We start from the raw sequence: 23,112 nt of genomic DNA on the forward strand, positions 1-23,112 counted from the left end.
GTGGGTCTACAATCGCGAACCCTTGCGAGTCCGGACAGGCCGCCACCGGTGCGCGACCCCAGCCCCAGCAAGCCAGCAGGAGACATTGGATGCCCATCAACCCACAGGCCAACAAAGAAGAACAGCGCGCTGAATTGCGGCGCGCCGCACTGGAATACCACGAGCTGCCGACCCCCGGCAAGGTGGCCATTGCCGCCACCAAGCAACTGGTCAACCAGCACGACCTGGCCCTGGCCTACTCCCCCGGCGTCGCAGCCCCCTGCGAAGAGATCGTCAAAGATCCCAATGCCGCCTTCAAATACACCAGCCGCGGCAACCTCGTGGCCGTGATCACCAACGGCACCGCCGTGCTGGGCCTGGGCAACATCGGCCCGCTGGCCGCCAAGCCCGTCATGGAAGGCAAGGGCGTGCTGTTCAAGAAGTTCGCCGGCATCGATGTGTTCGACATCGAGATCGACGAGCAGAAAGACCTGGACAAGCTGGTCGACATCATTGCCTCGCTGGAGCCCACCTTCGGCGGCATCAACCTCGAAGACATCAAGGCCCCCGACTGCTTCTATGTGGAGCGCAAGCTGCGCGAACGCATGAAGATCCCCGTCTTCCACGACGACCAGCACGGCACCGCCATCGTGGTGGGCGCGGCCCTGCTCAACGGCCTGAAGGTCGTGGGCAAGGACATCAAGAAGGTCAAGCTCGTCACCTCGGGCGCCGGTGCCGCCGCCCTGGCCTGCCTGAGCCTGCTGCTCAAGCTGGGCCTGCCGCGCGAGAACATCTACGTGACCGACCTGGCCGGCGTGGTCTATGAAGGCCGCACCGAGCTGATGGACGAGGACAAGATCCAGTTCGCCCAGAAGACCGACGCCCGCACCCTGGGCCAGATCATCGAAGGCGCCGACGTCTTCCTGGGCCTGTCGGCCGGCGGTGTGCTCAAGCCCGAGATGGTGGCCAAGATGGCCGCCAACCCGCTGATCTTCGCGCTGGCCAACCCCACGCCCGAAATCCTGCCCGAAGAGGTCAAGGCCGTGCGTGACGACGCCATCATGGCCACCGGCCGCACCGATTACCCGAACCAGGTCAACAACGTCCTGTGCTTCCCGTACATCTTCCGTGGCGCGCTCGATGCCGGCGCCTCGACCATCACGGTGGAGATGGAGATTGCGGCCGTGCACGCGATTGCCGAGCTGGCCCAGGCCGAGCAAAGCGAAGTGGTGGCCGCCGCCTACGTGGGCCACCCCCTGGCCTTCGGCCCCGAATACCTGATCCCCAAGCCCTTCGACCCGCGCCTGATGATGAAGATCGCGCCGGCCGTGGCGCAGGCGGCCGCCGACAGCGGCGTGGCCCTGCGCCCCGTGAAGGACCTGGACGCCTACCGCGAGAAGCTGCAAAGCTTCGTCTACGCCTCGGGCACCACCATGAAGCCCATCTTCACCGCCGCCAAGGCCGCCGCCAAGAAGCGCGTGGCCTATGCCGAGGGTGAAGAAGAACGCGTGCTGCGCGCCGCCCAGATCGTGGTCGACGAGGGCCTGGCCCGCCCGACCCTGATCGGCCGACCGGCCGTGATCGCCGAGCGCATCGAGAAGTTCGGCCTGCGCCTGCAGGAAGGCCGTGACTACGACATCGTCAACGTCGAGAACGACCACCGCTACCGCGACTTCTGGCAGACCTACCACCGCATGACCGAGCGCAAGGGCGTCACGGTGCCGATCGCCAAGATCGAGATGCGCCGGCGCCTGTCGCTGATCGGCGCCATGCTGCTGCACAAGGGCGAAGTCGACGGCCTGATCGCCGGCACCTGGGGCCACACCACGCTGCACCTGAACTACCTGGACCAGGTGATCGGCAAGCGCCCGGGCGTGAGCACCTACGCCTGCATGAACGGCCTGCTGCTGCCCGACCGCCAACTGTTCCTGGTCGACACCCACGTCAACTACGACCCGACGGCCGAGCAACTCACCGAGATCACCATCATGGCCGCCGAGGAGATGATGCGTTTCGGCATCAAGCCCAAGGCGGCGCTGCTGTCGCACTCGAACTTCGGCAGCAGCAGCCAGCCCAGCGCGGTGAAGATGCGCCGCACCCTGGAGCTGCTGCGCGAACAGGCCCCATGGCTGGAAGTGGATGGCGAAATGCACGGCGACGTGGCCCTCGATGGTGCCGCCCGCCAGGCGCTGATGCCGCACAGCACCCTTTTGGGCAGCGCCAACCTGCTGGTGTTGCCCAACATCGATGCAGCCAACATCTCGTACAACCTGCTGAAGACGGCGGCCGGTGGCAACATCGCGATCGGCCCGGTGCTGCTGGGCGCGGCGCAGCCGGTGCACATCCTCACCGCCAGCACCACGGTGCGCCGGATCGTGAACATGACAGCCCTGACGGTGGCCGACGCCAACGCTTCGCGATAAGCAATCGCTCCATAGCGAGCGCTAACTTTTAGACGACGGAAACCCGAGCGCGGCTGCCCATTTTTTGGGCAGCCGCTTGCTTTTCAGGACCAGATACGTCAAACTTGCGACCTTGAAATTTTGGGGTTTACCCGGAGTTTCTGAAAGGTGTTATTTCATGCTGCGAAAAGTTGCCGCCAGAACAAGCCAATTCCTGCTGGTTTGTCTGATGTTGGCAGCGGCGCTCTCAGGCACCACTTTGGTGCATTCCCGAGAAACGCCCGCGATCAGTGCCCAGGCCACGATCTCCCTGGCGGAATTGCCGGCGCAAGGGCGCCAGACTTATCAATTGATCCTGTCCGGGGGGCCTTTCCCCTTCGAGAAGGATGGTGTGGTCTTTGGCAACCGCGAGCGGATCCTGCCCCATCAGCCTCGCGGCTTCTACCGTGAATACACCGTTCAGACTCCAGGCTCGCGTGACCGGGGTGCCCGGCGCATTGTCTGTGGGGGCCGCCAGATCAGGGCGCCCGAAGCCTGCTACTACAGCCAAGACCACTATGCGAGCTTTCGCCGCATCGTCGAATGACCTTTGAAATCACCGCTGCCATGAAGGCGCCCCAGGTAGGACCTCGGGCCAACAGCGTGGCCGGACCCATTTTTTTTGACCATAGAGAAAGAGAAGCGGAGATGGATACGCCACTTCGTACCGTTCGAACCAACATCGTTCAGTCGATTCGGGCCTTTCGGGTACAAGACCTTCAGGAAGCCGCACGCGACCTGGGCCAGCACTTTCTGTACGCCAATCTGGCCAATGCACAGTCCAAACAGGACGTGCTGGACATGATTGCGGCGCAATTCACCTTTCCGGCGCACTTCGGCAAGAATTTTGACGCCTTGTATGACTGCATGACCGATCCCTTGCACAAATCGGGCCCGCAGCCAGGCTTCATCGTGGTGCTGGAACAGATTCCGGCCCACGCCAAGTTCGACAAGGAAGCGCGCGAGCAATTGCTCGACATCTTCCGGGATGCCGCCGATTACTGGAGCGACCGGAAGATCCCCTTCCGATGTTTCTATTCTTTTCTGTAGCCCGTTCTGCACAAGCTGGCCAAGCAGAACGGGCCAACGAGGCTGAAGTCGGCAAGACCCTGACCGGTATTGCCCTGAACCCGGACAGCGGCGACCGCATGCCCACCGACAAACTGGTGGATGTCTCGCCCCAGGCGCTGCGCATGAGCAGCCCTTTCAATGCCGGGTACTGGTTGTCGGCGGCCTGAAGCGCCCCACCTTTGCCCTCTCAAAAAACCCGCAGTCGCGCACTGCGGGTTTTTTTTTGCCACCTTGGTTCGCCTGGTCGATCGGGCTTGCAAAAAGCCCCGCCAGCTGCGGGCAAGCCCTGCTTGCATGGCATGACTCGTGCAGGCAACATTCGCGCTCCTGACGCAGGGAGGCCCTCCAAATACCCAGTTGGCGTGGCTTTTGCCTGTGCGATACCGACACGACCCAAAAGGTGCCTATGAACTTGTTGAACCGCCTATCCATCCGGGCCCGCCTTTATTTCGGCACCGGATTCTCCCTGCTGCTGCTGACCGTCATCGGACTGACCGGTTTCTGGGCCCTGCACAGCACCCAAGGCACCCTGAAGACCTTGCTGGAGCAGAAGGTGCAGACCCTCACCTCGCTCGACGAACTGCGGCTCAAGGCCGCCGACATCCGCCGCAGCGAGAAAGACATCATCATCAGCTTCAACAACAGCGTGGAAGTGGGCAATCTGCGCGAAGCCTGGAAGAAGCAACTGGGCAGCCTGCTGAGCGCCACCAGCACCCTGCAGACCCAGAATGCCGATGACAGCGCCCTCACCGAGTCCCTCAAGCAGGTGCAGGCCGCCTTGAAGGAATACGAGACCGGCCTGACCCCCATCCTCGAACAGGTGGAACGCGCCCAGATCGATGGCGCTGCCGCCGGCGCCTATGCCGACCGGCTCAAAAAGCACATGGAAGCCGCCGACCAGGGCCTGTCGCAACTCAGCCGCCAGGCCAGCGAGGCCATGCACAACGCCGAAGCCGACATGCAGCGCGACATCTACCGCCTGGGCTCGCTGATCGTGGCCCTGCTGGTGGTGGCCCTGGTGGTGCTGATCCCCTTGACCGTGTTCAGCGTGCGCGGCCTGGCCCGCTCCATCACCCAGGCGCGTGACCTGGCCGAGCGCATTGCCCAGGGCGATCTGTCCAACGAGGTGCGCAGCGATTCGGACGACGAAATCGGCCAGCTCGTCAGCGCCATGGGCCAGATGCAGGAATCGTTGCGCGACCTGGTCAAGCAGGTGATGCAGGCCACCGAGAACATCGCCACCGCCAGCAGCGAGATCGCCAGCGGCAACAACGACCTGTCGCACCGCACCGAGCAGACCGCCGCGAATCTGCAAAAGACCTCGTCCTCGATGGAGGCCCTGACGCACAACGTGCAGCAGTCGGCCGAGTCCTCCCGCCAGGCCAGCGCGCTGGCGGGCTCGGCCTCACAGGTGGCCGAGCAGGGCGGGCAGGTGGTGTCTCGCGTGGTGAGCACCATGGAAGAGATCCGCACCGCCTCGCGCAAGATCGGCGACATCACCGGCGTGATCGACGGCATTGCCTTCCAGACCAACATCCTGGCGCTGAACGCTGCGGTTGAAGCAGCGCGTGCCGGTGAGCAGGGTCGGGGCTTTGCCGTGGTGGCCGGCGAGGTGCGCAACCTGGCCCAGCGCGCCGCCCAGGCCGCGCGCGAGATCAAGACCCTGATCGGGGCCTCGGAGGCCAAGGTCGAATCGGGCTCGGAGCTGGTGCAGCAGGCCGGCAGCACCATGAGCGAGGTGGTGGTCTCGGTGCAGCGCGTGGCCCACATCGTGGCCGACATCACCCAGGCCACCGGCGAACAAAGCGGCGGCCTCAGCGAGGTCAACTCGGCTGTGGCCCAGCTCGACCAGGTGACCCAGCAGAACGCCGCCCTGGTGGAAGAGTCAGCCGCCGCCGCGCAATCGATGCAAACACAGGCCGAGCAGCTGGAGCAACTGGTGCGCAAGTTCCGCCTGGGGGCTGGTGAACCGGCCACCCTGCGCCGCAGCAACGCGCCCAAGCCCATGCCTGCACCCAGCAGCCGGCCAGCCGCCGCCCCGCTGCCGAGCAGCCAGCCCGCACCTGCCCGGGTGGCTGGACCGGGACATGCCAAGGCCCCGACAGCGCCTGCGGCCAAACCCGCAGCCATTGCCCACCAGGCCACAGCCAAGCCGCCGGCCATGGCGGCGGCGGGTCAGGAAGACGACTGGGAAACCTTCTGAGCCAGCGCCCTGGGGCACCCGCCGGGGGGCCCTGAGGGGTGTCTCAGGGGGTGCATCGGTGGATCAGAGCGACTGCGCCAGCGCCACGTACTCGGCCACCGGCACCTCTTCGGCACGGCGCTGGGTGTTGAATTCGCCGCTGAAGCCACGCGCTTCGAGCCAGCGGCCCAGGGTATGGCGCAGCAGCTTGCGCCGCTGGCTGAAAGCCACCTGCACCAATTCTTCAAGCAGCTTGGGGTTCAGCGGGGCCGGCTCCGCGTGCGGCACCATGCGCACCACGGCGCTGTCCACCCGGGGCGGTGGGTCAAAACTCTCGGGCGGCACGAACAGCACGTTCTGCATGGCGTAGCGCCACTGCAGCATCACGCTCAGGCGGCCGTAGTCCGAGGTGCTGGGCCCAGCCACCATGCGGTCGATCACCTCTTTTTGCAGCATGAAGTGCTGGTCTTCGACCACGTCCACATGCTCGAGCAGGTGAAACAGGATGGGTGTGGAGATGTTGTAGGGCAGGTTGCCCACCACGCGCAGGCGCGGCACGCCCAGGCTCTGGGCCAGGGCGGTGAAATCCACCTTCAGGACATCCGACTCCACCACGTTGAGCTGGGGGTGCTCACGCAGGCGGCGCGCCAGATCACGGTCCAGCTCGATCACGGTGAGGCGGCCCACGCGCTCGACCAGCGGCTGGGTCAGCGCCGCCAGGCCGGGGCCGATCTCGACCATGGGTTGGCCGGGCTGCGGCGCGATCTCGTCGACGATGCCATCGATGATGGCGCGGTCGGACAGAAAGTGCTGGCCGAAGCGTTTGCGGGGAATGTGTTTCATGGCTTATTGCGGCGGGTCACGCAGTTCCACGTAGGCGCGGTCACGCACCTCCTGGGCCCAGCTCACGTAAGCCTCTTCCATCTTCTTTTCGCGCAGCATGTTGCGCGCCACCTCGCGCTGGTCGCGCAAGGACATCGGTGCGTCGCGACGCTCCATCAACTGGATCAGGTGCACGCCAAAACGCGACACCACCGGCTCGCTGACCTCGCCGGGCTCCAGGCGGTTCATCACCTCCTCGAACTCGGGCACGAACTGGCCCGGGTTGACCCAGCCCAGATCACCGCCTTGCTTGGCGCTGCCGTCCTGCGAGTGCTCACGCGCCAGATCGGCAAACGAGGCACCGCCCTCGACGATGCGCTGGCGGTAGCCCTTGATCAGGGCCACGGCGGCGCTTTCGCTGAGCTTGGGGCCGGTGCGCAGCAGGATGTGGCGGGCGCGCGACTGGGGCACGGTCACCACCGCCGGCTTGGGATCGTTGCGGTCGATCACCTTGAGGATGTGGAAGCCCGCACCGCTGCGGACCGGGCCGACAATGGCCTGCACCGGGGCGTCCTTGACGGCGTTGATGAAGATCTCGGGGTAGCGCTCGGCGGCGCGCAGGCCCATCTCGCCGCCGCGGGTGCGGTCGGTGCCATCGGAGTAGTCGCGCGCCAGGGTGGCAAAGTCGACCCCGGCGCGGGCCTGGGCCGCCACCCGGTCGGCGCGGGCCTTGAGGTTGGCCACCGTCTCTGGTGAGGCGCCTTCGGGCACCGCCACCAGCACCTGGGCCAGGTTGATCTCCTGCTGTGCCAGCGACTGGCGGGCCAGTTGCTCCTGCAGGAACTGGTCGATCTCCAGGTCGGTGACCTTGGCGCGCGGCTCCACCTCGCGCTCGCGCAGGCGGGCCAGCAGCAACTGGGTGCGCAGGTCATCGCGCAGCTGCTTGAGGCTCAGCCCGTCCTGGCTCAAGCGCTTGCGCAACTCGGCCACGGTGAGCTGGTTCTGGCGGGCGATGTTCTGCTCGGCCAGATCGATCGCGCCTTCCTCGACCTTCAGGCCCTGTTCGGCGGCCAGTTGGGCCTGGGCCTTCTCACCGATCATGCGCTCCAGCACCAGGCGATCGAGTTCGGCGGCGGAGGGCGGGGTGGTGCCCTGCTGCGCCAGTTGCTGCAGGGTGCGGGCCACACGGGCACGCACCTCGTTGTTGGTGATGGGCTCGGAATTGACCACGGCCACGATGTAGTCGGCCTGCTGCGGGCCGCTGGGGGCGGCGGTGCGCACGGCGGGTGCCGGGGCAAACGCGGACGAGGAACCGCTGCCAGGCATGCGGATGCCCTGGGCCTGGGCTGACAAGGCAGTCAGGCAGGCCAGCGTCAGAACGGTGAGGCGTTGGATCATCATGGAAGGAAAAGCTCTGGCCTGGGCCTTAGTCATAGTTGCTGAAACGGCTCGGCGCCGTGACCTGCTCGCGCAGGTACTGGTAGCGCGGGATGCTTTGCCGCAAGGTCTGCAGGGGGCTGGCCCCGATGCGGGAGAAGCCCACGAATTCGATCTGGAACAGGATGCGGGTGTTGGCCGTCACCAGGGTGGTGTTGAGGCGGTCCAGCACCACGCGGCCGATCCAGCAGTCGGCATCGTACTCAAAGCCCACGATGGCGTCGACCATGCGGGCGTTCAGCATGTCGTAGTTCAGGCGCCCCACGCCATACCAGCGGCCCGGGCCCAGCCCGCGGCCGGCGCCCTTGTCCACGCCCTTGTCGCCCCACAGGTCGTTCAGCGGCCATTGCCAGCCGATGTCGACCTGCTCGCTGCTGCCCCGCTGGAAGCGGTAGGCGGCGTTCACCACCCGGTAGTTGCTGGGGCTGTAACGGGCACTGACCGACGAGGTGTTGGTGACCTTGGTCTCGGGGTTGACCGACACCGTGGTGTCGAACATCCACTGCGGCGTCCAGTTGACCGCCGCGCCCAGCAGCAGGTCGCTGGCGCGGTTGGTCACCGCCGTGCCGCCCGGCATGGTGACCAGTTGATCGCGGAACAGCAGGCGCTGCGCGATGCCGAAACGGGCGATCTCGGCCCCGCTGTCAGGCGCCAGCAGGCGGCTGGTCACGCCCAGCGTGAGCTTGTTGCTGTCGGAGATGCGGTCATGCCCACCGAAGGCGTTCTCGGTGTAGATGGTGGCAAAGTTGAAATCATTGAGCGCCGTGTCGTACACCGGCAGCGTGCTCTGGTTGCGGTAGGGCGTGTACACGTACATGGCCCGGGGCTCCAGCGTCTGGCGGTAGGCCCGGCCGAAGTAGTTGGTGTCACGCTCGAAGAACATGCCGCCGTCCAGGCTGAAGGTGGGGGCCGACAGGGCTGCCGAAGTGCGGCCATCGCTCAGCGGCGCGCTGAAGCTGTAGTTGCTGGTGTACAGCTGCATCTTGGGCGTGAAGAACCAGCCCGGCGCCAGCCAGGGCCGGCTGATCTGGGTCAGGGCGTAGCTGCGTTGGGCATTGGGCTGGCTGGTCAGCGTCGGATCGGCCTGGAACTGGGTGTGATCGGCCTCGACCATCAGGTCGAAACCCGACAGGTTGTTCTTGGTGTAGCGGCCCAGGAACTGGGGGGCCCGGTCATACGGCGGCGTGATCGGCGAGGTCACGTCCTGCAAGGTCTGCCACTTCAGGCGACGGAACTGGGCAAAGTACTCTTCGCGGGCCCAGGTCAACGAGACGTCGTTGGGCAGCAGGCGCTGGGTCAGCGAGGGGATGCTGCGGTTGAAATCGCGCCAGTAGTTGTCGTCGCTCACCCGGTTCAGGTTCACGCCCAGGCCCACAGCGCCCAGGCCGGGGAGGCCGGTGTCCACCGTTCCGGTGTGGTTGACCGCATAGCCCCAGCGCGAGCTGTCGCGCAGCTTGTCGCTGGGCATGTAGTCGCCCCACAACTGGCCCCGGTAGCCGTTTTCGAGGTAGCGGAAGTCACCGGCCAGATCCAGCCCGCGCTTGGACATCAGCGTGGGGTAGAAGGTGGCGTCGCGGTTGGGCGCGATGTTCCAGTAGTAGGGCTGGGTGTATTCGAAGCCATCGCGTGAGGACACGCCCACCGAGGGCGGCAACCAGCCCGACTTGCGTGCATCGCTGAGCGGAAAGCTCAGCTCCTTGGCGCGCAGCACCGGCTTGCCATAGAACTCCAGCACCCCGTTCTGGGCGGTGCCGATGCTGTCTTCCTGATCCAGCTTGACTGCGTCGGCGCGCAGCAGCCAGGCCGGCATCCAGTCGGGGCCGGGGGTGGGGCGGCAGGTGCTGTAGGTGCCGTTGCGCACCACCATGTGGTTCTCGCCCACAAAATCGATGCGGGCCGCGTCGCCATAGGCCTGGGTGGCCAGAAACTCGTAGTGCGGCTGGGTGAAGAAGCCCTCGAAGGCGTCGACCTTGAGCTCCAGCTCGGTGCCCTGGTAGGTGTTGCCGGCGCGGTTGATGAACACATTGCCCCGGGCCCGCGCCTGGTCGTCAGGCTGGAAATACTCCAGCCGGTCGCCGCGGATCACGGTGTCAGCCCGGCGCAACTCACCATGGCCTTCGACCACGGTCTGCAGCTCGCTCTGGCCGGAGATCTGGTCACCCGTGATGAAGGTGGGCATCTGGGGGCGCACCAGTGGCGAAATCTTTTCCTGCAGCAGCGGCGAGGTCCGCAGCCGAGGGCCCGGCGTGTCATCGGGCTCGGCTGTCTGAGCCCAGGCACCCTGGCACATCAGGGCCACCAGCAGGGCCACCGGGCTGAGAAGGAAGGGCCGACGGGCGTGGTTTCTCGGTTCAAGCATCGGTCGGTGCATCCATCGCAGGCAATCGGGGGTCGGGCTCGGGGGAAGAGGCAGGCAGGGCCAGCCCGGATCAGACCGGGCCGGGTTTGTAGAATTCGATTATCCATGACCCAGCCTGTGCCCAACTCCCCCGCCGCCAACACCCCTTCCCCGGTGATCTGGTCCGACCCGGCCCGCGAAGCCGCCTTTCACCAATGGCTGAGTGCCGTGGCACCCCGCCACGGGCTGGAGCCGGCCAGCCTGAGCCTGGCCTCGGCCGACGCCAGTTTCCGCCGCTACCTGCGCCTGCAGGGCAGCCAGGGCCCGCGCATCGTGATGGACGCCCCCCCTGACAAGGAGAACTGCGCGCCCTTCGTGCAGGTGGCCGCGCTGATGGCCGAGGCCGGACTGAACGTGCCCCAGGTGCTCGAATGGGAGCAGGCCATGGGCTTCATGCTGCTCAGCGACCTGGGCCAGAACACCATGATGAGCGTGCTGGACGCCGCCCAGCCCCAGGCCGCCGCGCCGCTGTACGACCAGGCCAGCAGCCTGCTGGTGCGCTGGCAACAGGCCTCGCGCCCCGACGTGCTGCCCGCCTACGACGAGGCCCTGCTGCAGCGCGAACTGGCGCTGTTCCCCGACTGGTACCTGGCGCAACACCGCCAGTTCAGCCTGGGCGACAGCCAGCGCGCCATGCTGAGCAAGACCTTCGACACCATCGTGCGGCACAACCTGGCCGCCCCCCGGGTCTATGTGCACCGTGACTTCATGGCCCGCAACCTGATGCTGGGCCTGCCCGATGCCCAGGGCGTGACCGGGCCGCTGGGCGTGCTCGACTTCCAGGATGCGGTCTACGGCCCCATCACCTACGACATCGCCAGCCTGATGCGTGACGCCTTCCTGACCTGGGAGGAAGACTTCGTGCTCGATGTCACCGTGCGCTACTGGCAGAAGGCCCGCAAGGCGGGGCTGATGGATTTCGAAGACTGGCACAGCGATTTCGGCAGCTTCTACCGCAGCGTCGAATGGATGGGCCTGCAGCGCCACCTGAAAGTGGCCGGCATCTTCGCCCGCCTCACCCTGCGTGACGGCAAGCCGCGCTACCTGGCCGACACGCCGCGCTTCATCCACTACATCCGCTCCACCGCCAGCCGCTACCGCGAGTTGGGCCCGCTGCTGCGCTTCATCGACCAGGTGGAGAACCTGCAGGTGCTCACCGGCTTCGCTTACGGGCGGATGTGAGCATGCCGCGTTTCCACTGCCCCAGCGCGCTGCACAGCGGCGCCACCCTGAGCCTGCCGGCCGCCACCGCGCGCCATGTGCAGGTGCTGCGCCTGCAACCCGGCGGGGTCATCACCCTGTTCAACGGCGAAGGCGGCGAGTTCGAGGCCACCGTGACCCGCATGGGCCGCTCCGACGTCGAGGTCGAGGTCGGGGCCCACCACGCCATCGAGCGCGAACTGGCCCGCGCCGTGCACCTGGTGGTGGCCATGCCGGCCAACGACCGCATGGACTGGCTGGTCGAAAAGGCCACCGAACTGGGCGCCACCAGCCTGACCCCGGTGATGAGCGCCCACAGCGTGCTGCGCCTCAAGGGCGAGCGGGCCGACAAGAAAGTGGCCCACTGGCAGGCCGTGGCGGTGGGCGCCTGCGAGCAATGCGGGCGCAACCGCGTGCCCCAGATCCACCCGGTGACCGAACTGGCCGACTGGCTGCGCCAAAACCCGGCCCCCGCTGCGGCCGACGACGCCCGCCTGCTGCTGTCGCTGCGCGAGGGCAGCCTGCCGCTGCGCCAGCGCCTGGCCCGGCATGGCGGCGCCCTGACCCTGCTGAACGGCCCCGAAGGCGGCCTGCAGGCCGAAGAAGAAGACGCTGCCGTGGCCGCCGGTTTCCTGCCCACCGGCCTGGGCGCACGCGTGCTGCGCGCCGAAACCGCGCCCCTGGCCGTGCTGGCCGCCGTCGGCGACTGAAAGTGAATGTGCTCTCACTGCAAGACCTGGCCCTGCCCGACCTGAACCTGCCCTTCGCCCCGCCAAGCGCCAGCGCCAGCCCCAGCCCCAGCCCCAGCCCCGAGCCAGGCCCGGCCCCGACCGGCCAAGCCGCCGAGTCCGGCCTGGGCGATCTTTTCAGCCACCCTGACCCCGCCACGGCTCCGCCCTGGGTGATGCACATCGAGCAGCAGTCGGCCCTGGTCGACGGCCTGCGCAGCCTGTTCCACGGGCCCGCCGGGCTGGTCCGGCTGCGCCTGTGGATGTTCATGACCCTGGTCGAGCAGCCCGGCATGGTGCTGCACCGCGACGAAGTGGACGAGCTCTGGCAAGCGCTGCGCCCCGACGCGGCGGGCCTGGCCGACACCGTGCTGCAGCGCTTTCGCGACACCGGCCTGCTGGCCTGGGACGACAGCCGACACCGCTGCACCCTCACCCCCCTGGCCCGGCAACTGGCCCGTGTGCTGAGCCCCCTGGCCGGCACCAGCGACCCGCCGCCCGCACGCTGAACCAGGGCTTGCCCTGCGCCGACCCGCCCCACCCATCACCCCACCACCAGGAACCCATCCATGTCAGGTTTTCAAGAGGGCAACGAGCTGGACGCGCGGGCCTGGCCCACGACCCCGGCCCCCGAGGTCGACTTTTTTCCGCCCCCACCGCCGCCCCTGCCGGAGCCGCCCCTGCTGGGCGTCTACACCGACCCGAACCTGCAGTTCCGCGCCGGGGTGATGCCGGGCACCGACACCGTCCAGGCCATGACCGCCATGAACGGCGTGCTGCAACGCGAGGCCTGGGCGGCCGACGAGGCGCGGCGCCAGGCCGCCCTGTCCACCACCGGCGCCACCGCCTCCATCGGCCTGCCGCCCCAGCCCCGCAGCGCCCCCAGGCCTGGCGCAGCGGCGCCCGCACCAGCAACACCCCAGGCCTATGACCTGTGCTGCCAAAGCACCCGACAGGGCCTGCAGTCGCTGCAGGAGCAACTGCAGGAGCGGCGCGACGAACGCCGCCAGGCGGCCCGCCGCACGGCCCGCCAGGGCGCGGGCCTGTTCGGCCTGGCCGTGTTGTGGATGCTGCTGGCACCGGCGCTGGCCGGTTGGTTCGGCGCACTGCTGCGCCACCAGGGCGCGCTGCTCGTCCTGGGCTGGGGGCTGATGGGGCTGGCCGCCGCCTTCGGGCTGCGGGCACTGTGGCAAGGCCTGCGCCGCAGCCCCGCCGAGCAGGCCACCGCCACCGTGCTGGCCTGCTGGCAGCAGGTGCTGCCCGACACCCAGGCCCTGCTGGGCCCGGAGCAGGCCGAGGCGCTGTGCGTGGCCGCCCAGCTGCGCGGCGTGCGGCTGCAAGTGCGCTTTTTCAAGTGGCAGGTGCCCGCCAACCGCGTGCACACGCCGCCACCGGGGCAGAACGGCTTTGTGCTCGAATCCGAACACTGCCGCCTGGGCCTGGCGCCCGACCCTCAGCACGCCAGCCAAGTGGGCCGCCACCCGCGCGAAAGCATTGCCAACCGTGCCTTCCGCATGCTGGAGGGCCACTGAGCCATGAGCCCCGACACGCCGCAAACACCCCACCCACCGGAAGTGGCCATCCCAGCGACGGCTCCCGACTGGGACACCCTGCTCGAAAGCCCGGCCAGCCAGGCCCTGCTGGAGCGGCTGATCGCCGAGGCCGAGGCTGAGATCGACTCGCTGCCGGCGCCAGACCGGCCCCAGCCGCCGCGCTGAGCAGCCCCGCGCGGGTCATCCGCCAGGGCGGCGCAACTGCAAGAGCAACTGCACCGACTCGTCGGGGCGCAGGGTCACGTTCATCTTCGGCAAAGCCTGAGGGGCCGGCTCGGGCAGCGCCAGGCGGAAGCGCTGCAGCAGCATGGCCGCCACCACGGTCATCTCCAGCAGGGCGAAATGCTGCCCGATGCAGACCCGCGGGCCGACACCGAACGGTATCCAGGCCCCGCGCACCGGCGGCTCGGCCTCGGGCAGAAAGCGCTCGGGGCGAAAGGCATCGGGCTCGCTGAACCAGCGCGGGTCGCGGTGCAGCACCCAGGGCGTGATGCGCAGCACCGCCCCGCGGGGAATCTGCCAAGGGCCCAGCCGGATGTCGCGCACCGTGCGCCGGCTCATCAAGGCGGCCACCGGCGGGTACAGGCGCAGGGCCTCCTTCAGGCTGGCGCCCAGCCAGGGCAGGGCCGGCAGGTCTTGTGGGCCAGGCAAGCGGCCCTGCAGCACCTGGTCCACCTCGGTGTGCAGGCGTTGCGCCACCCCGGGGTGGCGGGCCAGCAACAGGCTCCACCACAGCAAGGCGGTGGCCGAGGTTTCGTGACCGGCCTGGAAGCTGACCATGCATTGGTCAAACACCTCGGCCGGGCTGAGCGCACTGCCATCGCTCTCGTCGCGCGCCGCCAGCAGTCGGGCCAGCAGGTCATCGTGCCGGTCGGGCTGGGCTTGGTCGCGGCGGGCCTCGATGTGCCGCGCGATCAGCCCGCGCAGGCTGCGCAAGGCCTGGCGCTTGGCGCGCTTGCCCGGCAGCGGCAGCCAGTCGGGCAGGGTCATGAGGTGGAACATCTCCCGCATCGCGGTCTCGCTCAGGGTCTGGGTGGCCCGGCTGGCGCTTTGCACCTCGTCGGCACTGGCCCGGTGGCTGAACAGGGTGCGCAGGATCACGTCCATGGTCAGGCGGGAGAACAAGGCCTCCATCGCCACCAGGCCCTCGCGCTGGCCCGGGGGCAAGGCCTGCGCCAGGGTCTCGGCGGCGGCCTCGCACATCAACCCGGCATAGCCGGCCACCCGCTTGGGGCTGAAGGCCGGCATCAGCAGGCGGCGCTGGCGCTGCCAGAGTGGCCCCTCGGTGACCAGCACGCTGCGCCCGAACACCTGCTCGAACACCGCGATGCCACGCTCCCAGCGGATCAGGTGCTCGGCGTTGTCGACCAGGGCCTCGCGCACCAGCTCGGGGCTGAGCAGGTCGTAGGCGCGCTCGTGCACGATGCGCATCAGGGTGAGGTCGCCATGCTCGCGCTGCAGCCGGGTGACAAATCCCAGGTAGTCGCGGCGCAGGGCGCGCAACTGGAGCAGCCCCAGCCAGCGCGTGGGCGGCCCCGGCGGATCGGTCGCCTGCCTGGCGCCCCCGGGATCGGGGGAGGGGTCGGGGATGGGTGTGGCGTGGAACGTGGGCTTTGTGCGGTTCATGTCGCGTAGCGTGCGCGCCCTGCCGCCAGGGGTATAGAACAAAGTCGACATCGCAGGGGCTTTGACAGGGGGGTCGCCGCCACGATCTAGACTCGGCCCATGCTGCCAACTCCCTCCTTGCTGGGTGCGCCAACCCGCCTGTACCTGCCCAGGGCCTCACTGGTGGCCTGCGTGCGCGGCACCATGGTCCGCAGCACCCTGGGCCTGGACCTGAGTGATGAACAGCGCTTCAGCCACTTCCCGGCCACGCCCCTGTGCAGTGTGGGGTGGGTGTTCGAGGGCGACGGCGAGTTGCTGGCACGCGGCGCGCCGGCCGCGCTGACCGCGCCGCGCCGCCCGTACGAATCACGCCTGATGTTCAGCGGCCCGCAAACGGCGCCCTCGATCACCTGGAGCCCCGGGCCGGCCGCCGGCATGATGCTGATGCTCATGCCCGACGCCTTGCAAAATCTGACCGGACTCGATGTCGGCGCCTGGGTGGACCGCGTCGCAGACCTGCGCGAGGCCCTGCCCGCCGACTGGGTGGCGATGGCCGAAACCGTGCTGACCCTGCCCGATGACGCCAGCCGCCTGGCCTGCCTGGAAGACTTCATCGAGCCGCGCTGGCAGGCCGTGCGCCCGCGACTGCCGCTGCAGGCGCAGCGTTACCAGGATTGGGCTCAGTCGATGGCGCTGCGTGCCGCCACCTCGTCGGTGGGACGCAGCCTGCGCCAGGTGGAGCGGCGCATCAAGCAATGGGCCGGCCAACCCATGCGGGAGTTGCGCGGCTTCGGTCGCTCCGAGCGCGCCTTTTTCATGGCCCTGGCCGAAGCCGAAGAAGGCCGGCGCCCGCGCTGGGCCGAAGTGGCCGAGGCCAGCGGCTATGCCGATCAATCGCACCTGTGCCGCGAAACGCGCCGGGTGACCGGCTTTGCACCCGACGAGCTGATGCGGCGGCTGGCCCGGGACGAGGGCTTCTGGGCCTACAGGCTCTGGCAGTGAGCCCACCTGGCCCCGGGGCTCAGGGCATGGGCAGGCAGTGCAGCCGCGCCGCGCGCCGCGCCCCCGTGGCCGGGCCCAGCCCCTGCAGCACCACGCTGTCGAGCTCGGGCAGGTAGACCACGCTGGCCGGCCCGAGCACGGTGTAGCGCGGGCTGTCCTTGAGGTGCTCTTCGAACACGGCCTGCACGCCGCTGAGCACATGCTCGATCACCAGCCGGCGCCGCCCGGTGTAGAGGCGCTCTGCCTTTTGCTCTGCCTTTTGCTCGGCTTTTTGCTCAGCCTTGTGCTCCCCCTTTTGGCCGGCGCGCGCCGGCGCCAGGCGCGTCTGGCCCTCAAAGCTCAGGCGCAGGCGCAGGGCGCCGTCGTGGCTCAGGCACTGGCCTTCGAGGCCGCTCAGGCAGCGCGGGGGCAGGGCCAGTTCCTCATCGGGCAGGGGGTGCAGCTCGGGTTCTTGCAGGCGCTCGGGCGGCTGCGCCTTGAGGCGGGGGCAGGCGCGGCCGCCGGGGTCGCTCTCCAGCGCCCACAGATGGGCCGGGGGGCTGCCGCCGGCCAGGGCCGTGCTGGCCAGAAAGTACTGCCCCTGATCGCTGCGCCACCAATGCCAGGCGGTGACGGTCGCGCCCACCGGATCGGGGCCGACCATGGCACGCACCGGCCAGGGGCTGCGCACAGCCTCCAGGGCCCACGAAGCAGGCAGGAACAGGCCCAGCAGGGCCAGCGCAAACACGACACGCATCGGGCGATCCGGGGTAAGACAGGCCCCGGAGTTTAGAGCCTGATGCGCCCGCCCCCGATCAGCGCCGCGCCAGTGCCGCCTCGCGCAGCCCCTGCAGGGTGCCGGCCGGGGTGATGGCCTCGGGGTCGAGCAGGCAGTGCAGGATGGCCGGCAGGCCGCTGGCCCGCGCACGCGCCAGCGCCGGGGCGAAGTCGTCGCTGTGCTCCACCCGCTCGCCATGGCCGCCGAAGGCCTGGGCATAGGCCCGGAAATCGGGGTTCTTCAAGGCCGTGCCGCTGATGCGGCCCGGGTACTCGCGCTCCTGGTGCATGCGGATGGTGCCGTACATGGCGTTGTCCAGCAGCACCACGATCAGGGGCAGGCCGTACTGCACCGCGGTGGCGAACTCCTGGCCGTGCATCATGAAGTCGCCGTCACCGGCGAACACCACCACCTCGCGCTGCGGCCACAGGCGCTTGGCCCCCACGCCCGCGGGCAGGCCATAGCCCATGGAGCCGCTGGTGGGCGCCAGCTGGCTGGCGTAGTGGCGGAAGGGCCAGAAGCGGTGCACCCAGGTGGCGAAATTGCCCGCGCCATTGCAGAAGATGGTGTCGGCCGGCAGCACCTCGCGCAGGTGCTGCATCACCGAGCCCATCTGCAAGGGGCCGGGGATGCGGATGGGCGCGGGGTCGCTCCAGCGCAGGAAGTCGGCATGGGCCTCATCCGCCCGGGCCCGACCCGGGGCCGGTACAGGCGGCGGCAACTGCGCCAGCGCCGCAGCCAGGGCCTGCGGCGTGGCATGGATCGCCAACTCGGGCCGGTACAGGCGGCCCAGTTCGTCGGCGTCGGCGTGCACATGCACCAGCGGCTGGCCCGGGTTGGGGATGCCCAGCAGCTCATAGCCCTGCGAGGGCACCTCGGACAGGCGCCCGCCCACCAGCACGATCAGGTCGGCCTCGCGGATGCGCGCCAGCAGGCGCGGGTTGACGCCCAGGCCCAGGTCGCCGGCATAGCAGGGGTGGTCGGCGCTGAACAGCATCTGGCGGCGGAACGAGCAGGCCACCGGCAGCGCATGGGCCAGGGCAAAGGCCTCGAACTGCTGCACCGCCTCGGCCGACCAGCGCGAGCCCCCCACGATGGCGATGGGCCGCTGCGCCGCCTGCAGCCGCTGCTGCAAGGCGGCCAGCTCGGCGGCCCCGGGGTGCGTCTCGGGCACGGCAAAGGGTTGGGCGTCGGCCACGCTCGCGGCCTGGGTCAGCATGTCTTCGGGCAAGGCCACCACCACCGGCCCGGGCCGGCCCGAGGTGGCCACCTGGAAGGCGCGGGCCACCAGTTCGGGCACCCGGGCGGGGTCGTCGATCTGCACCACCCACTTGCTCATGGTGCCGAACACGGCGGCGTAATCCAGCTCCTGAAAGGCCTCGCGGCCCATCGCGCCGCGGGCCACCTGGCCCACGAACAGGATCATCGGGGTCGAGTCCTGGTGCGCAATGTGGATGCCGGCGGCCGCATTGGTGGCCCCCGGCCCGCGCGTGACAAAGCATATGCCCGGGCGCCCGGTGAGCTTGCCCTGGGCCTCGGCCATCATGGCCGCCCCACCTTCCTGGCGGCACACCGTGACCGCGATCGAGGCATCGTGCAAGGCATCGAGCACCGCGAGATAGCTCTCGCCAGGCACACAGAACAGCTGCTGCACACCGTGTGCCAGCAGTTGGTCCACCAGGATCTGGCCGCCGGTGCGGGGGGTGGGATGGGAGGGGAGCGTGGAGGGCGTCATGGCGGGTGCAGGGGTTCAGTGAAACAGGCGCTCTTCAACGAGCGGCATAGCTTTCGAGGGGCAGGTCATTGGGGTTGGCGATGAGTTGGCGCAAAGCCGCGCTCATGGACAGGTTCAGCGGGGTCTGACGCGGCGGGATCGGCTCCAGGAACCACTTGGCGTACAGGCGTTCCAGCTCACCGGATTTCATCAGCGCCCGGATCGAGCCATCCACCGCCGCCTTGAAGGCCGGGTCGTCCTTGCGGAACAGCAAGGCGATGGGCTCGGAGCCCAGCGGCTCGCCGACGATGCGCCAGGCCTGGGGCGTCTTGGAATTGGCGATGATGCCGGCCAGCAGGTTGTCGTCCAGCACAAAGGCATCGGCCCGGCCCGACTCGAGGATCAGAAAGCTCTCCAGGTGGTCCTTGCCCAGCGCGGTCTTGAACGTGAGGTTCTGCGCCCGCTCCAGCTTGCGCAGCAACTGGACCGCCGTGGTGCCGGTGGTGGCGGCCACGCTGCGGCCGGCCAACTGGGCCACCGAGGTGATGCCGGAGTCGGCCCGCACGGCCATGCGCACCTCGCTCACATAGGTGGTCAAGGCAAAGGCGACCTGCTGCTGGCGCGCCAGGTTGTTGGTGGTGGGGCCACAGCCGATGTCGACCGTGCCGTTGCTCACCAACGGCAGGGTGTTCTGTGCGGTCAGGGCCATGTACTCCAGCCGGGCCTTGGGCGCGATGTCCTTCAACACGCGCTCGCACAGCTCGACGTGGTAGCCCACGAAGCGCTCATTGGCCCCCAGCGCGTAGGCCATGGGCGGCGAGGCCTCGCGCACGCCCAGCACCACCTTGCCGGTGTTGCGGATCTTGTCCAGCGTGCCCTCGGCCGGTGCGGCGGTCTGGGCCTGCGCCAGCAGGGCGCCAGCGGCCAGCACCAGGCTCAGGGACTTGGCCAGCCAGGCCAGCGAAAACATCGATCTCATGCGCGTGCTCCTTGAAGGGGGGTGGGGCCGTCTGAAGCGGCCGCTTTTTTGCAAACGGCCAATATCAGACAAAGCCGGTGCTTGCGATAGCTATAAATCCTCAGCACTTGATTCCGATTGCTCATCAAGTCCAGCCCAAGCACTGGTTTGTCTGAGTTATCGTGGGGCCTGCCTCATGACTTGAAGACATCACATGCTGCGCCGCAACCTGCTGCCCCCCATCCCCGGCCTGCTGGCCTTTGAAGCCGCGGCCCGCCACGGCAGCATCTCGCGCGCCGCCGCCGAGCTGCACCTGACGCAGGGCGCGGTGTCGCGCCAGATCCACCAGCTCGAAGAGCAACTGGGCCTGGCCCTGTTCCACCGCGTGCGCCAGCGGGTGGTGCTGACCGACCCGGGCCGCATCTATGCCGGCGAGCTGCGCCCGCTGCTGCGCCAGCTCAGCGACACCACACAGAAGGTGATGGGCTTTGCCGGCGACGGCGGGGTGTTGAACCTGGCCGTGCTGCCCACCTTCGGCACCCGCTGGCTGACGCCGCGCCTGGGCCGCTTCATGGCCCAGCACCCGCAGGCCAGCCTCAACCTGGCCACCCGCACCGAGCCCTTCGACTTTGCCAGCGAGCCCTTTGACGCGGCCATCCATTTCGGCGCACCGCACTGGGCCGGCGCCACCTGCTACCCCCTGATGCGCGAAGAGGTGGTGGCGCTGAGCAGCCCGGCCTACCAGCGCGAGCAGGGCCTGCGCCGGGTGGCCGACCTGGCGCGCGCCGTGCGCCTGCAGCAGACCACCCGCCCCACGCTGTGGGCCGACTGGTTTGCCGCTGCCGGCCACCCGGTGGCGCAGGCGGCGCGCGGGCCGCGCTTCGAGCAGTTCTCGATGATTGCCCAGGCCGCCGTGCATGGCCTGGGGGCCGCCCTGCTGCCGCGCTTTCTGGTGCAGGAAGAGATCGACAGCGGCGCCCTGGTGCCGCTGCCGGGCCCGCACCTGCAAGGGCCCGATGCCTACCACCTGGTGGTGCCCGACGCGCGCGCCGAGACCCCGCTGGTGCAGGCCCTGCGCGACTGGCTGCTGGCGGAGTGCGCGGGCAAGCCCTGAGTCGTCTCCAGGGGGCTGCGGGATACGATGGGCGGTTTGTCTTTCGCCCCCCCCGGAGTCGCCCATGAATCGCCACCTGTTGCTGCTGACCCTGTGTCAGGGCCTGTTCCTGACCAACAACGTGGTGTTCATTGCCATCAACGGCCTGGTGGGCCTGAGCCTGGCCCCCGTGAGCTGGATGGCCACCCTGCCGGTGATGGGCTATGTGGTGGGTGGGGCCTTGTCCACCGCCCTGGTGGCCCGCTCGCAGGCCCGGTTCGGGCGCCGGGGCTCGTTCCAGATCGGGCTGGCGGTGGCCTTTGTGTCGGCGCTCACCTGCCTGGTGGCGGCGCTCACCCGGCAGTTCTGGCTGCTGTGCGCGGCCACGCTGGTGGCGGGCTACTACAGCGCCAATGGCCAGCTGTACCGTTTTGCGGCCGCCGAGCTGGCCGCCCCCGCGTTCCGCGAAAAAGCGGTGTCGCTGGTGCTGGCCGGCGGCCTGATCGGTGCCGTGGCCGGGCCCAACCTGGCCAAGTACACGCGCGACCTCGGCGCGGTGCCCTTTGCCGGGGCCTATGCGGCGCTGATGGGGGTGGCCCTGCTGGCCATGGCCTGCATGTCGCTGATCCGCTTTCCCGAGCCGGCCCGGCCCGCGCACGGGGGCACCGCCCCGGTCGGGCGGCCGCTGGGCGAGATCATGCGTCAGCCCGTGTTCGTGGTGGCCGCCCTGAGCGCGGCGCTGGGCTACGGCGTGATGAACCTGCTGATGGCCGCCACCCCGCTGGCCATGCAGGTGTGCGGCCTGGGCTTTGACGATGCGGCCCTGGTGCTGCAGTGGCACGTGGTGGGCATGTTCGCCCCGGGCTTTTTCACCGGCCACCTGATCAAGCGCTACGGCCCGCTGCCGGTGATGGGGGTGGGTGTGCTGCTGAATGCGGGCTGCGTGGCGGTGGCGCTGAGCGGGGTGGATCTGCAGCAGTTCCTGGTGGCGCTGTTCCTGCTGGGCCTGGGCTGGAACCTGCTGTTCACCGGCGCCACCACCCTGGCCATGCGGGCCTACCGGCCCGAGGAAAAAGACCGTGCCCAGGCGGCCATCAATTTCTGCGTGTTCGGCACCATGGCCTTCACCGCCTTCGCTTCGGGGGCCCTGGTCACCACCCAAGGCTGGAGCCTGCTCAACCTGGGCTCGCTGCTGCCGGTGCTGCTGACCGGGCTGGGCCTGGGCTGGCTGGGCTGGGAGCAGCGTCAACAGCGGCAGCGCAACCCGGCCACGGCCTGATCAACCGGGCAGTGGGGCGAAGTGCTTGTCGAGCCAGGCCTGCAGACAGGCCAGCACCGAGGCCGGATCATGCTCATTGAACGGCTCGTTGAACAGCTCGTGGTAGAGCGCCGGGAACTCGGTGCTTTCAACGCATGAGGGCGCGGCGGCGGCAAAGGCCCGGCTGCCTGCGGGCTGCACCAGGCGGTCGTCGCCCGCATACATCAGCAGGCTGGGCACGCGCCAGCGCGCGGCCTGGGCCACCACGGCCGGGCCACCCTGGGCGATGAAGCTGGCCAGGCGGGCCGAGATGCGGTCGTGCACCAGCGGGTCGGCCAGGTAGGCGCGCACCACCTCGGGGTCGTGCGACAGGTACTTGGGCTGCAGGCCGTTGCCCACGCGCAGGTTGGGCAACCAGCGCGGCAGCACCGCCAGCAGCAGCTTCTGCACCGGGCTGAGACCCGCATCCAGGGCGGGTGAGGACAGCACCAGGCCATCGACCCGGCTCGCGTAGCGGGCCACGAACTGGGCCGCCACCAGGCCGCCCATGCTGTGGCCCAGCAAGATCAGCGGGGTGTCGCGCGGGTGGCGCGCCCGGGTGCTTTCCACCAGGTCGGCCAGGTCGTCGAGCAGCCGGGTGTCGCTGCTGAGGCCGCCGCGCGGGCCACCCGACTCACCGTGGCCGTACTGGTCATAGCCCCGCACCTCGAAGCCCCAGCCATTGAGGCGACGCGCCAGCGCCTCATAGCGGCCGGCATGCTCGCCCAGGCCGTGCACCAGCAGCACGGCCGCGCGTGGCACACGGCCCTCGGCCAGCGGCCAGTCCTGCACCGCCAGGTTCTCGCCATCGGAGGCGGTGAAGGTGGACAGGGTCGATTCGGTGCTCATCGTGGGTGGGTGTCGCTTGAAGACCG

The 23,112-nt window shown here is 68.8% G+C and carries 21 protein-coding genes; 13 read left to right on the forward strand and 8 right to left on the reverse strand.

What is annotated here, in order from left to right:
- Positions 1-89: 89 nt before the first annotated feature.
- From L880_RS0105185 to L880_RS0105205, 5 genes are all read left to right on the forward strand, one after another.
- Positions 90-2,402 (forward strand): NADP-dependent malic enzyme, encoded by a 2,313-nt coding sequence (locus L880_RS0105185; RefSeq protein WP_027474770.1) that lies wholly within the window; start codon positions 90-92, stop codon positions 2,400-2,402.
- Between the two features lie 157 nt (positions 2,403-2,559).
- The gene (locus tag L880_RS0105190) at positions 2,560-2,967 is read left to right on the forward strand and encodes a guanyl-specific ribonuclease (RefSeq protein WP_027474771.1); all 408 of its coding nucleotides are present in this window, start codon (positions 2,560-2,562) and stop codon (positions 2,965-2,967) included.
- 101 nt (positions 2,968-3,068) lie between these two features.
- Entirely contained in the window at positions 3,069-3,470 is a 402-nt protein-coding gene (locus L880_RS0105195) for a barstar family protein (protein ID WP_027474772.1), read from the forward strand.
- The gene (locus tag L880_RS35475) at positions 3,449-3,658 is read left to right on the forward strand and encodes a hypothetical protein (RefSeq protein ID WP_157462619.1); all 210 of its coding nucleotides are present in this window, start codon (positions 3,449-3,451) and stop codon (positions 3,656-3,658) included. Before L880_RS0105195 ends, L880_RS35475 begins: the two co-directional genes overlap by 22 nt.
- Before the next feature lie 239 nt (positions 3,659-3,897).
- Positions 3,898-5,694: a methyl-accepting chemotaxis protein gene (locus L880_RS0105205; protein ID WP_027474773.1), complete on the forward strand. Its 1,797-nt coding sequence runs from the start codon at positions 3,898-3,900 to the stop codon at positions 5,692-5,694.
- A 63-nt stretch (positions 5,695-5,757) separates the two neighbouring features.
- Here the strand turns inward: L880_RS0105205 and rsmA are convergent, their stop codons facing one another.
- Genes rsmA through L880_RS0105220 form a run of 3 tightly spaced genes read right to left on the reverse strand, consistent with a single transcriptional unit; the run spans position 5,758 to position 10,291 of the window.
- The gene (rsmA, locus tag L880_RS0105210) at positions 5,758-6,516 is read right to left on the reverse strand and encodes a 16S rRNA (adenine(1518)-N(6)/adenine(1519)-N(6))-dimethyltransferase RsmA (protein WP_027474774.1); all 759 of its coding nucleotides are present in this window, start codon (positions 6,514-6,516) and stop codon (positions 5,758-5,760) included.
- Between the two features lie 3 nt (positions 6,517-6,519).
- Entirely contained in the window at positions 6,520-7,896 is a 1,377-nt protein-coding gene (locus tag L880_RS0105215; RefSeq protein ID WP_211245279.1) for a peptidylprolyl isomerase, read from the reverse strand.
- A gap of 25 nt (positions 7,897-7,921) precedes the next feature.
- Positions 7,922-10,291, reverse strand: a complete 2,370-nt coding sequence (locus tag L880_RS0105220) for an LPS-assembly protein LptD (protein WP_425389166.1) — start codon at positions 10,289-10,291, stop codon at positions 7,922-7,924.
- Between the two features lie 105 nt (positions 10,292-10,396).
- On the opposite strand from L880_RS0105220, the gene L880_RS0105225 reads away from it, so the two are divergent.
- The 5 genes from L880_RS0105225 to L880_RS35480 are packed head-to-tail and all read left to right on the forward strand — an operon-like array spanning position 10,397 to position 13,976.
- A complete protein-coding gene (locus L880_RS0105225) occupies positions 10,397-11,512 on the forward strand; it encodes an aminoglycoside phosphotransferase family protein (protein WP_027474777.1) in 1,116 nt (371 codons plus the stop codon).
- A gap of 2 nt (positions 11,513-11,514) precedes the next feature.
- Positions 11,515-12,240, forward strand: coding sequence for a 16S rRNA (uracil(1498)-N(3))-methyltransferase (locus tag L880_RS0105230; RefSeq protein ID WP_027474778.1), 726 nt, complete (start codon positions 11,515-11,517; stop codon positions 12,238-12,240).
- Positions 12,241-12,242: 2 nt separating this feature from the next.
- On the forward strand, positions 12,243-12,767 hold the full coding sequence (locus L880_RS0105235) for a hypothetical protein (RefSeq protein WP_027474779.1): 525 nt from the start codon (positions 12,243-12,245) through the stop codon (positions 12,765-12,767).
- 60 nt (positions 12,768-12,827) lie between these two features.
- On the forward strand, positions 12,828-13,790 hold the full coding sequence (locus L880_RS0105240; protein WP_027474780.1) for a 6TM ABC transporter family protein: 963 nt from the start codon (positions 12,828-12,830) through the stop codon (positions 13,788-13,790).
- A 3-nt stretch (positions 13,791-13,793) separates the two neighbouring features.
- The gene (locus L880_RS35480; protein WP_157462622.1) at positions 13,794-13,976 is read left to right on the forward strand and encodes a hypothetical protein; all 183 of its coding nucleotides are present in this window, start codon (positions 13,794-13,796) and stop codon (positions 13,974-13,976) included.
- Between the two features lie 15 nt (positions 13,977-13,991).
- On the opposite strand, the gene L880_RS0105250 is transcribed toward L880_RS35480, so the two are convergent.
- Entirely contained in the window at positions 13,992-15,437 is a 1,446-nt protein-coding gene (locus L880_RS0105250) for a cytochrome P450 (RefSeq protein ID WP_084461039.1), read from the reverse strand.
- 99 nt (positions 15,438-15,536) lie between these two features.
- Between L880_RS0105250 and L880_RS0105255 the strand changes: the two genes are divergently transcribed.
- Positions 15,537-16,418 (forward strand): helix-turn-helix domain-containing protein, encoded by an 882-nt coding sequence (locus L880_RS0105255; RefSeq protein ID WP_027474782.1) that lies wholly within the window; start codon positions 15,537-15,539, stop codon positions 16,416-16,418.
- A gap of 19 nt (positions 16,419-16,437) precedes the next feature.
- Here L880_RS0105255 and L880_RS0105260 read toward each other — a convergent pair whose 3' ends face one another.
- From L880_RS0105260 to L880_RS0105270, 3 genes are read right to left on the reverse strand one after another with little or no spacing between them, the layout of a single operon-like run.
- Positions 16,438-17,154 (reverse strand): hypothetical protein, encoded by a 717-nt coding sequence (locus tag L880_RS0105260; protein WP_027474783.1) that lies wholly within the window; start codon positions 17,152-17,154, stop codon positions 16,438-16,440.
- A 58-nt stretch (positions 17,155-17,212) separates the two neighbouring features.
- Positions 17,213-18,910, reverse strand: a complete 1,698-nt coding sequence (locus L880_RS0105265) for a thiamine pyrophosphate-binding protein (protein WP_027474784.1) — start codon at positions 18,908-18,910, stop codon at positions 17,213-17,215.
- Between the two features lie 34 nt (positions 18,911-18,944).
- The gene (locus tag L880_RS0105270) at positions 18,945-19,868 is read right to left on the reverse strand and encodes an amino acid ABC transporter substrate-binding protein (protein WP_027474785.1); all 924 of its coding nucleotides are present in this window, start codon (positions 19,866-19,868) and stop codon (positions 18,945-18,947) included.
- A 193-nt stretch (positions 19,869-20,061) separates the two neighbouring features.
- Between L880_RS0105270 and L880_RS0105275 the strand changes: the two genes are divergently transcribed.
- Together L880_RS0105275 and L880_RS0105280 are read left to right on the forward strand one after the other, a co-directional pair.
- The gene (locus tag L880_RS0105275; protein ID WP_019573825.1) at positions 20,062-20,961 is read left to right on the forward strand and encodes a LysR substrate-binding domain-containing protein; all 900 of its coding nucleotides are present in this window, start codon (positions 20,062-20,064) and stop codon (positions 20,959-20,961) included.
- 64 nt (positions 20,962-21,025) lie between these two features.
- Positions 21,026-22,219, forward strand: coding sequence for an MFS transporter (locus L880_RS0105280; protein ID WP_027474786.1), 1,194 nt, complete (start codon positions 21,026-21,028; stop codon positions 22,217-22,219).
- Here L880_RS0105280 and L880_RS0105285 read toward each other — a convergent pair whose 3' ends face one another.
- The gene (locus L880_RS0105285; RefSeq protein WP_027474787.1) at positions 22,220-23,086 is read right to left on the reverse strand and encodes an alpha/beta hydrolase; all 867 of its coding nucleotides are present in this window, start codon (positions 23,084-23,086) and stop codon (positions 22,220-22,222) included.
- Between the last annotated feature and the right edge of the window lie 26 nt (positions 23,087-23,112).

The sequence above is a fragment of the Curvibacter gracilis ATCC BAA-807 genome, assembly GCF_000518645.1.
Classification (GTDB): Bacteria; Pseudomonadota; Gammaproteobacteria; order Burkholderiales; family Burkholderiaceae_C; genus Curvibacter; species Curvibacter gracilis.

Bases quoted from the DNA above. Each gene is read 5' to 3' on its own strand.
- L880_RS0105250 (WP_084461039.1), bottom strand. From the start codon at position 15,437: ATGAACCGCACAAAGCCCACGTTCCACGCCACACCCATCCCCGACCCC.
- L880_RS0105280 (WP_027474786.1), top strand. From the start codon at position 21,026: ATGAATCGCCACCTGTTGCTGCTGACCCTGTGTCAGGGCCTGTTCCTG.
- L880_RS0105265 (WP_027474784.1), bottom strand. From the start codon at position 18,910: ATGACGCCCTCCACGCTCCCCTCCCATCCCACCCCCCGCACCGGCGGC.
- L880_RS0105275 (WP_019573825.1), top strand. From the start codon at position 20,062: ATGCTGCGCCGCAACCTGCTGCCCCCCATCCCCGGCCTGCTGGCCTTT.
- L880_RS0105205 (WP_027474773.1), top strand. From the start codon at position 3,898: ATGAACTTGTTGAACCGCCTATCCATCCGGGCCCGCCTTTATTTCGGC.
- L880_RS0105190 (WP_027474771.1), top strand. From the start codon at position 2,560: ATGCTGCGAAAAGTTGCCGCCAGAACAAGCCAATTCCTGCTGGTTTGT.
- L880_RS0105230 (WP_027474778.1), top strand. From the start codon at position 11,515: ATGCCGCGTTTCCACTGCCCCAGCGCGCTGCACAGCGGCGCCACCCTG.
- L880_RS0105255 (WP_027474782.1), top strand. From the start codon at position 15,537: ATGCTGCCAACTCCCTCCTTGCTGGGTGCGCCAACCCGCCTGTACCTG.
- L880_RS0105215 (WP_211245279.1), bottom strand. From the start codon at position 7,896: ATGATGATCCAACGCCTCACCGTTCTGACGCTGGCCTGCCTGACTGCC.
- L880_RS35475 (WP_157462619.1), top strand. From the start codon at position 3,449: ATGTTTCTATTCTTTTCTGTAGCCCGTTCTGCACAAGCTGGCCAAGCA.
- L880_RS0105260 (WP_027474783.1), bottom strand. From the start codon at position 17,154: ATGCGTGTCGTGTTTGCGCTGGCCCTGCTGGGCCTGTTCCTGCCTGCT.
- L880_RS0105240 (WP_027474780.1), top strand. From the start codon at position 12,828: ATGTCAGGTTTTCAAGAGGGCAACGAGCTGGACGCGCGGGCCTGGCCC.
- L880_RS0105270 (WP_027474785.1), bottom strand. From the start codon at position 19,868: ATGAGATCGATGTTTTCGCTGGCCTGGCTGGCCAAGTCCCTGAGCCTG.
- L880_RS0105285 (WP_027474787.1), bottom strand. From the start codon at position 23,086: ATGAGCACCGAATCGACCCTGTCCACCTTCACCGCCTCCGATGGCGAG.
- L880_RS0105220 (WP_425389166.1), bottom strand. From the start codon at position 10,291: ATGCTTGAACCGAGAAACCACGCCCGTCGGCCCTTCCTTCTCAGCCCG.
- L880_RS35480 (WP_157462622.1), top strand. From the start codon at position 13,794: ATGAGCCCCGACACGCCGCAAACACCCCACCCACCGGAAGTGGCCATC.
- L880_RS0105225 (WP_027474777.1), top strand. From the start codon at position 10,397: ATGACCCAGCCTGTGCCCAACTCCCCCGCCGCCAACACCCCTTCCCCG.
- L880_RS0105195 (WP_027474772.1), top strand. From the start codon at position 3,069: ATGGATACGCCACTTCGTACCGTTCGAACCAACATCGTTCAGTCGATT.
- L880_RS0105185 (WP_027474770.1), top strand. From the start codon at position 90: ATGCCCATCAACCCACAGGCCAACAAAGAAGAACAGCGCGCTGAATTG.
- rsmA (WP_027474774.1), bottom strand. From the start codon at position 6,516: ATGAAACACATTCCCCGCAAACGCTTCGGCCAGCACTTTCTGTCCGAC.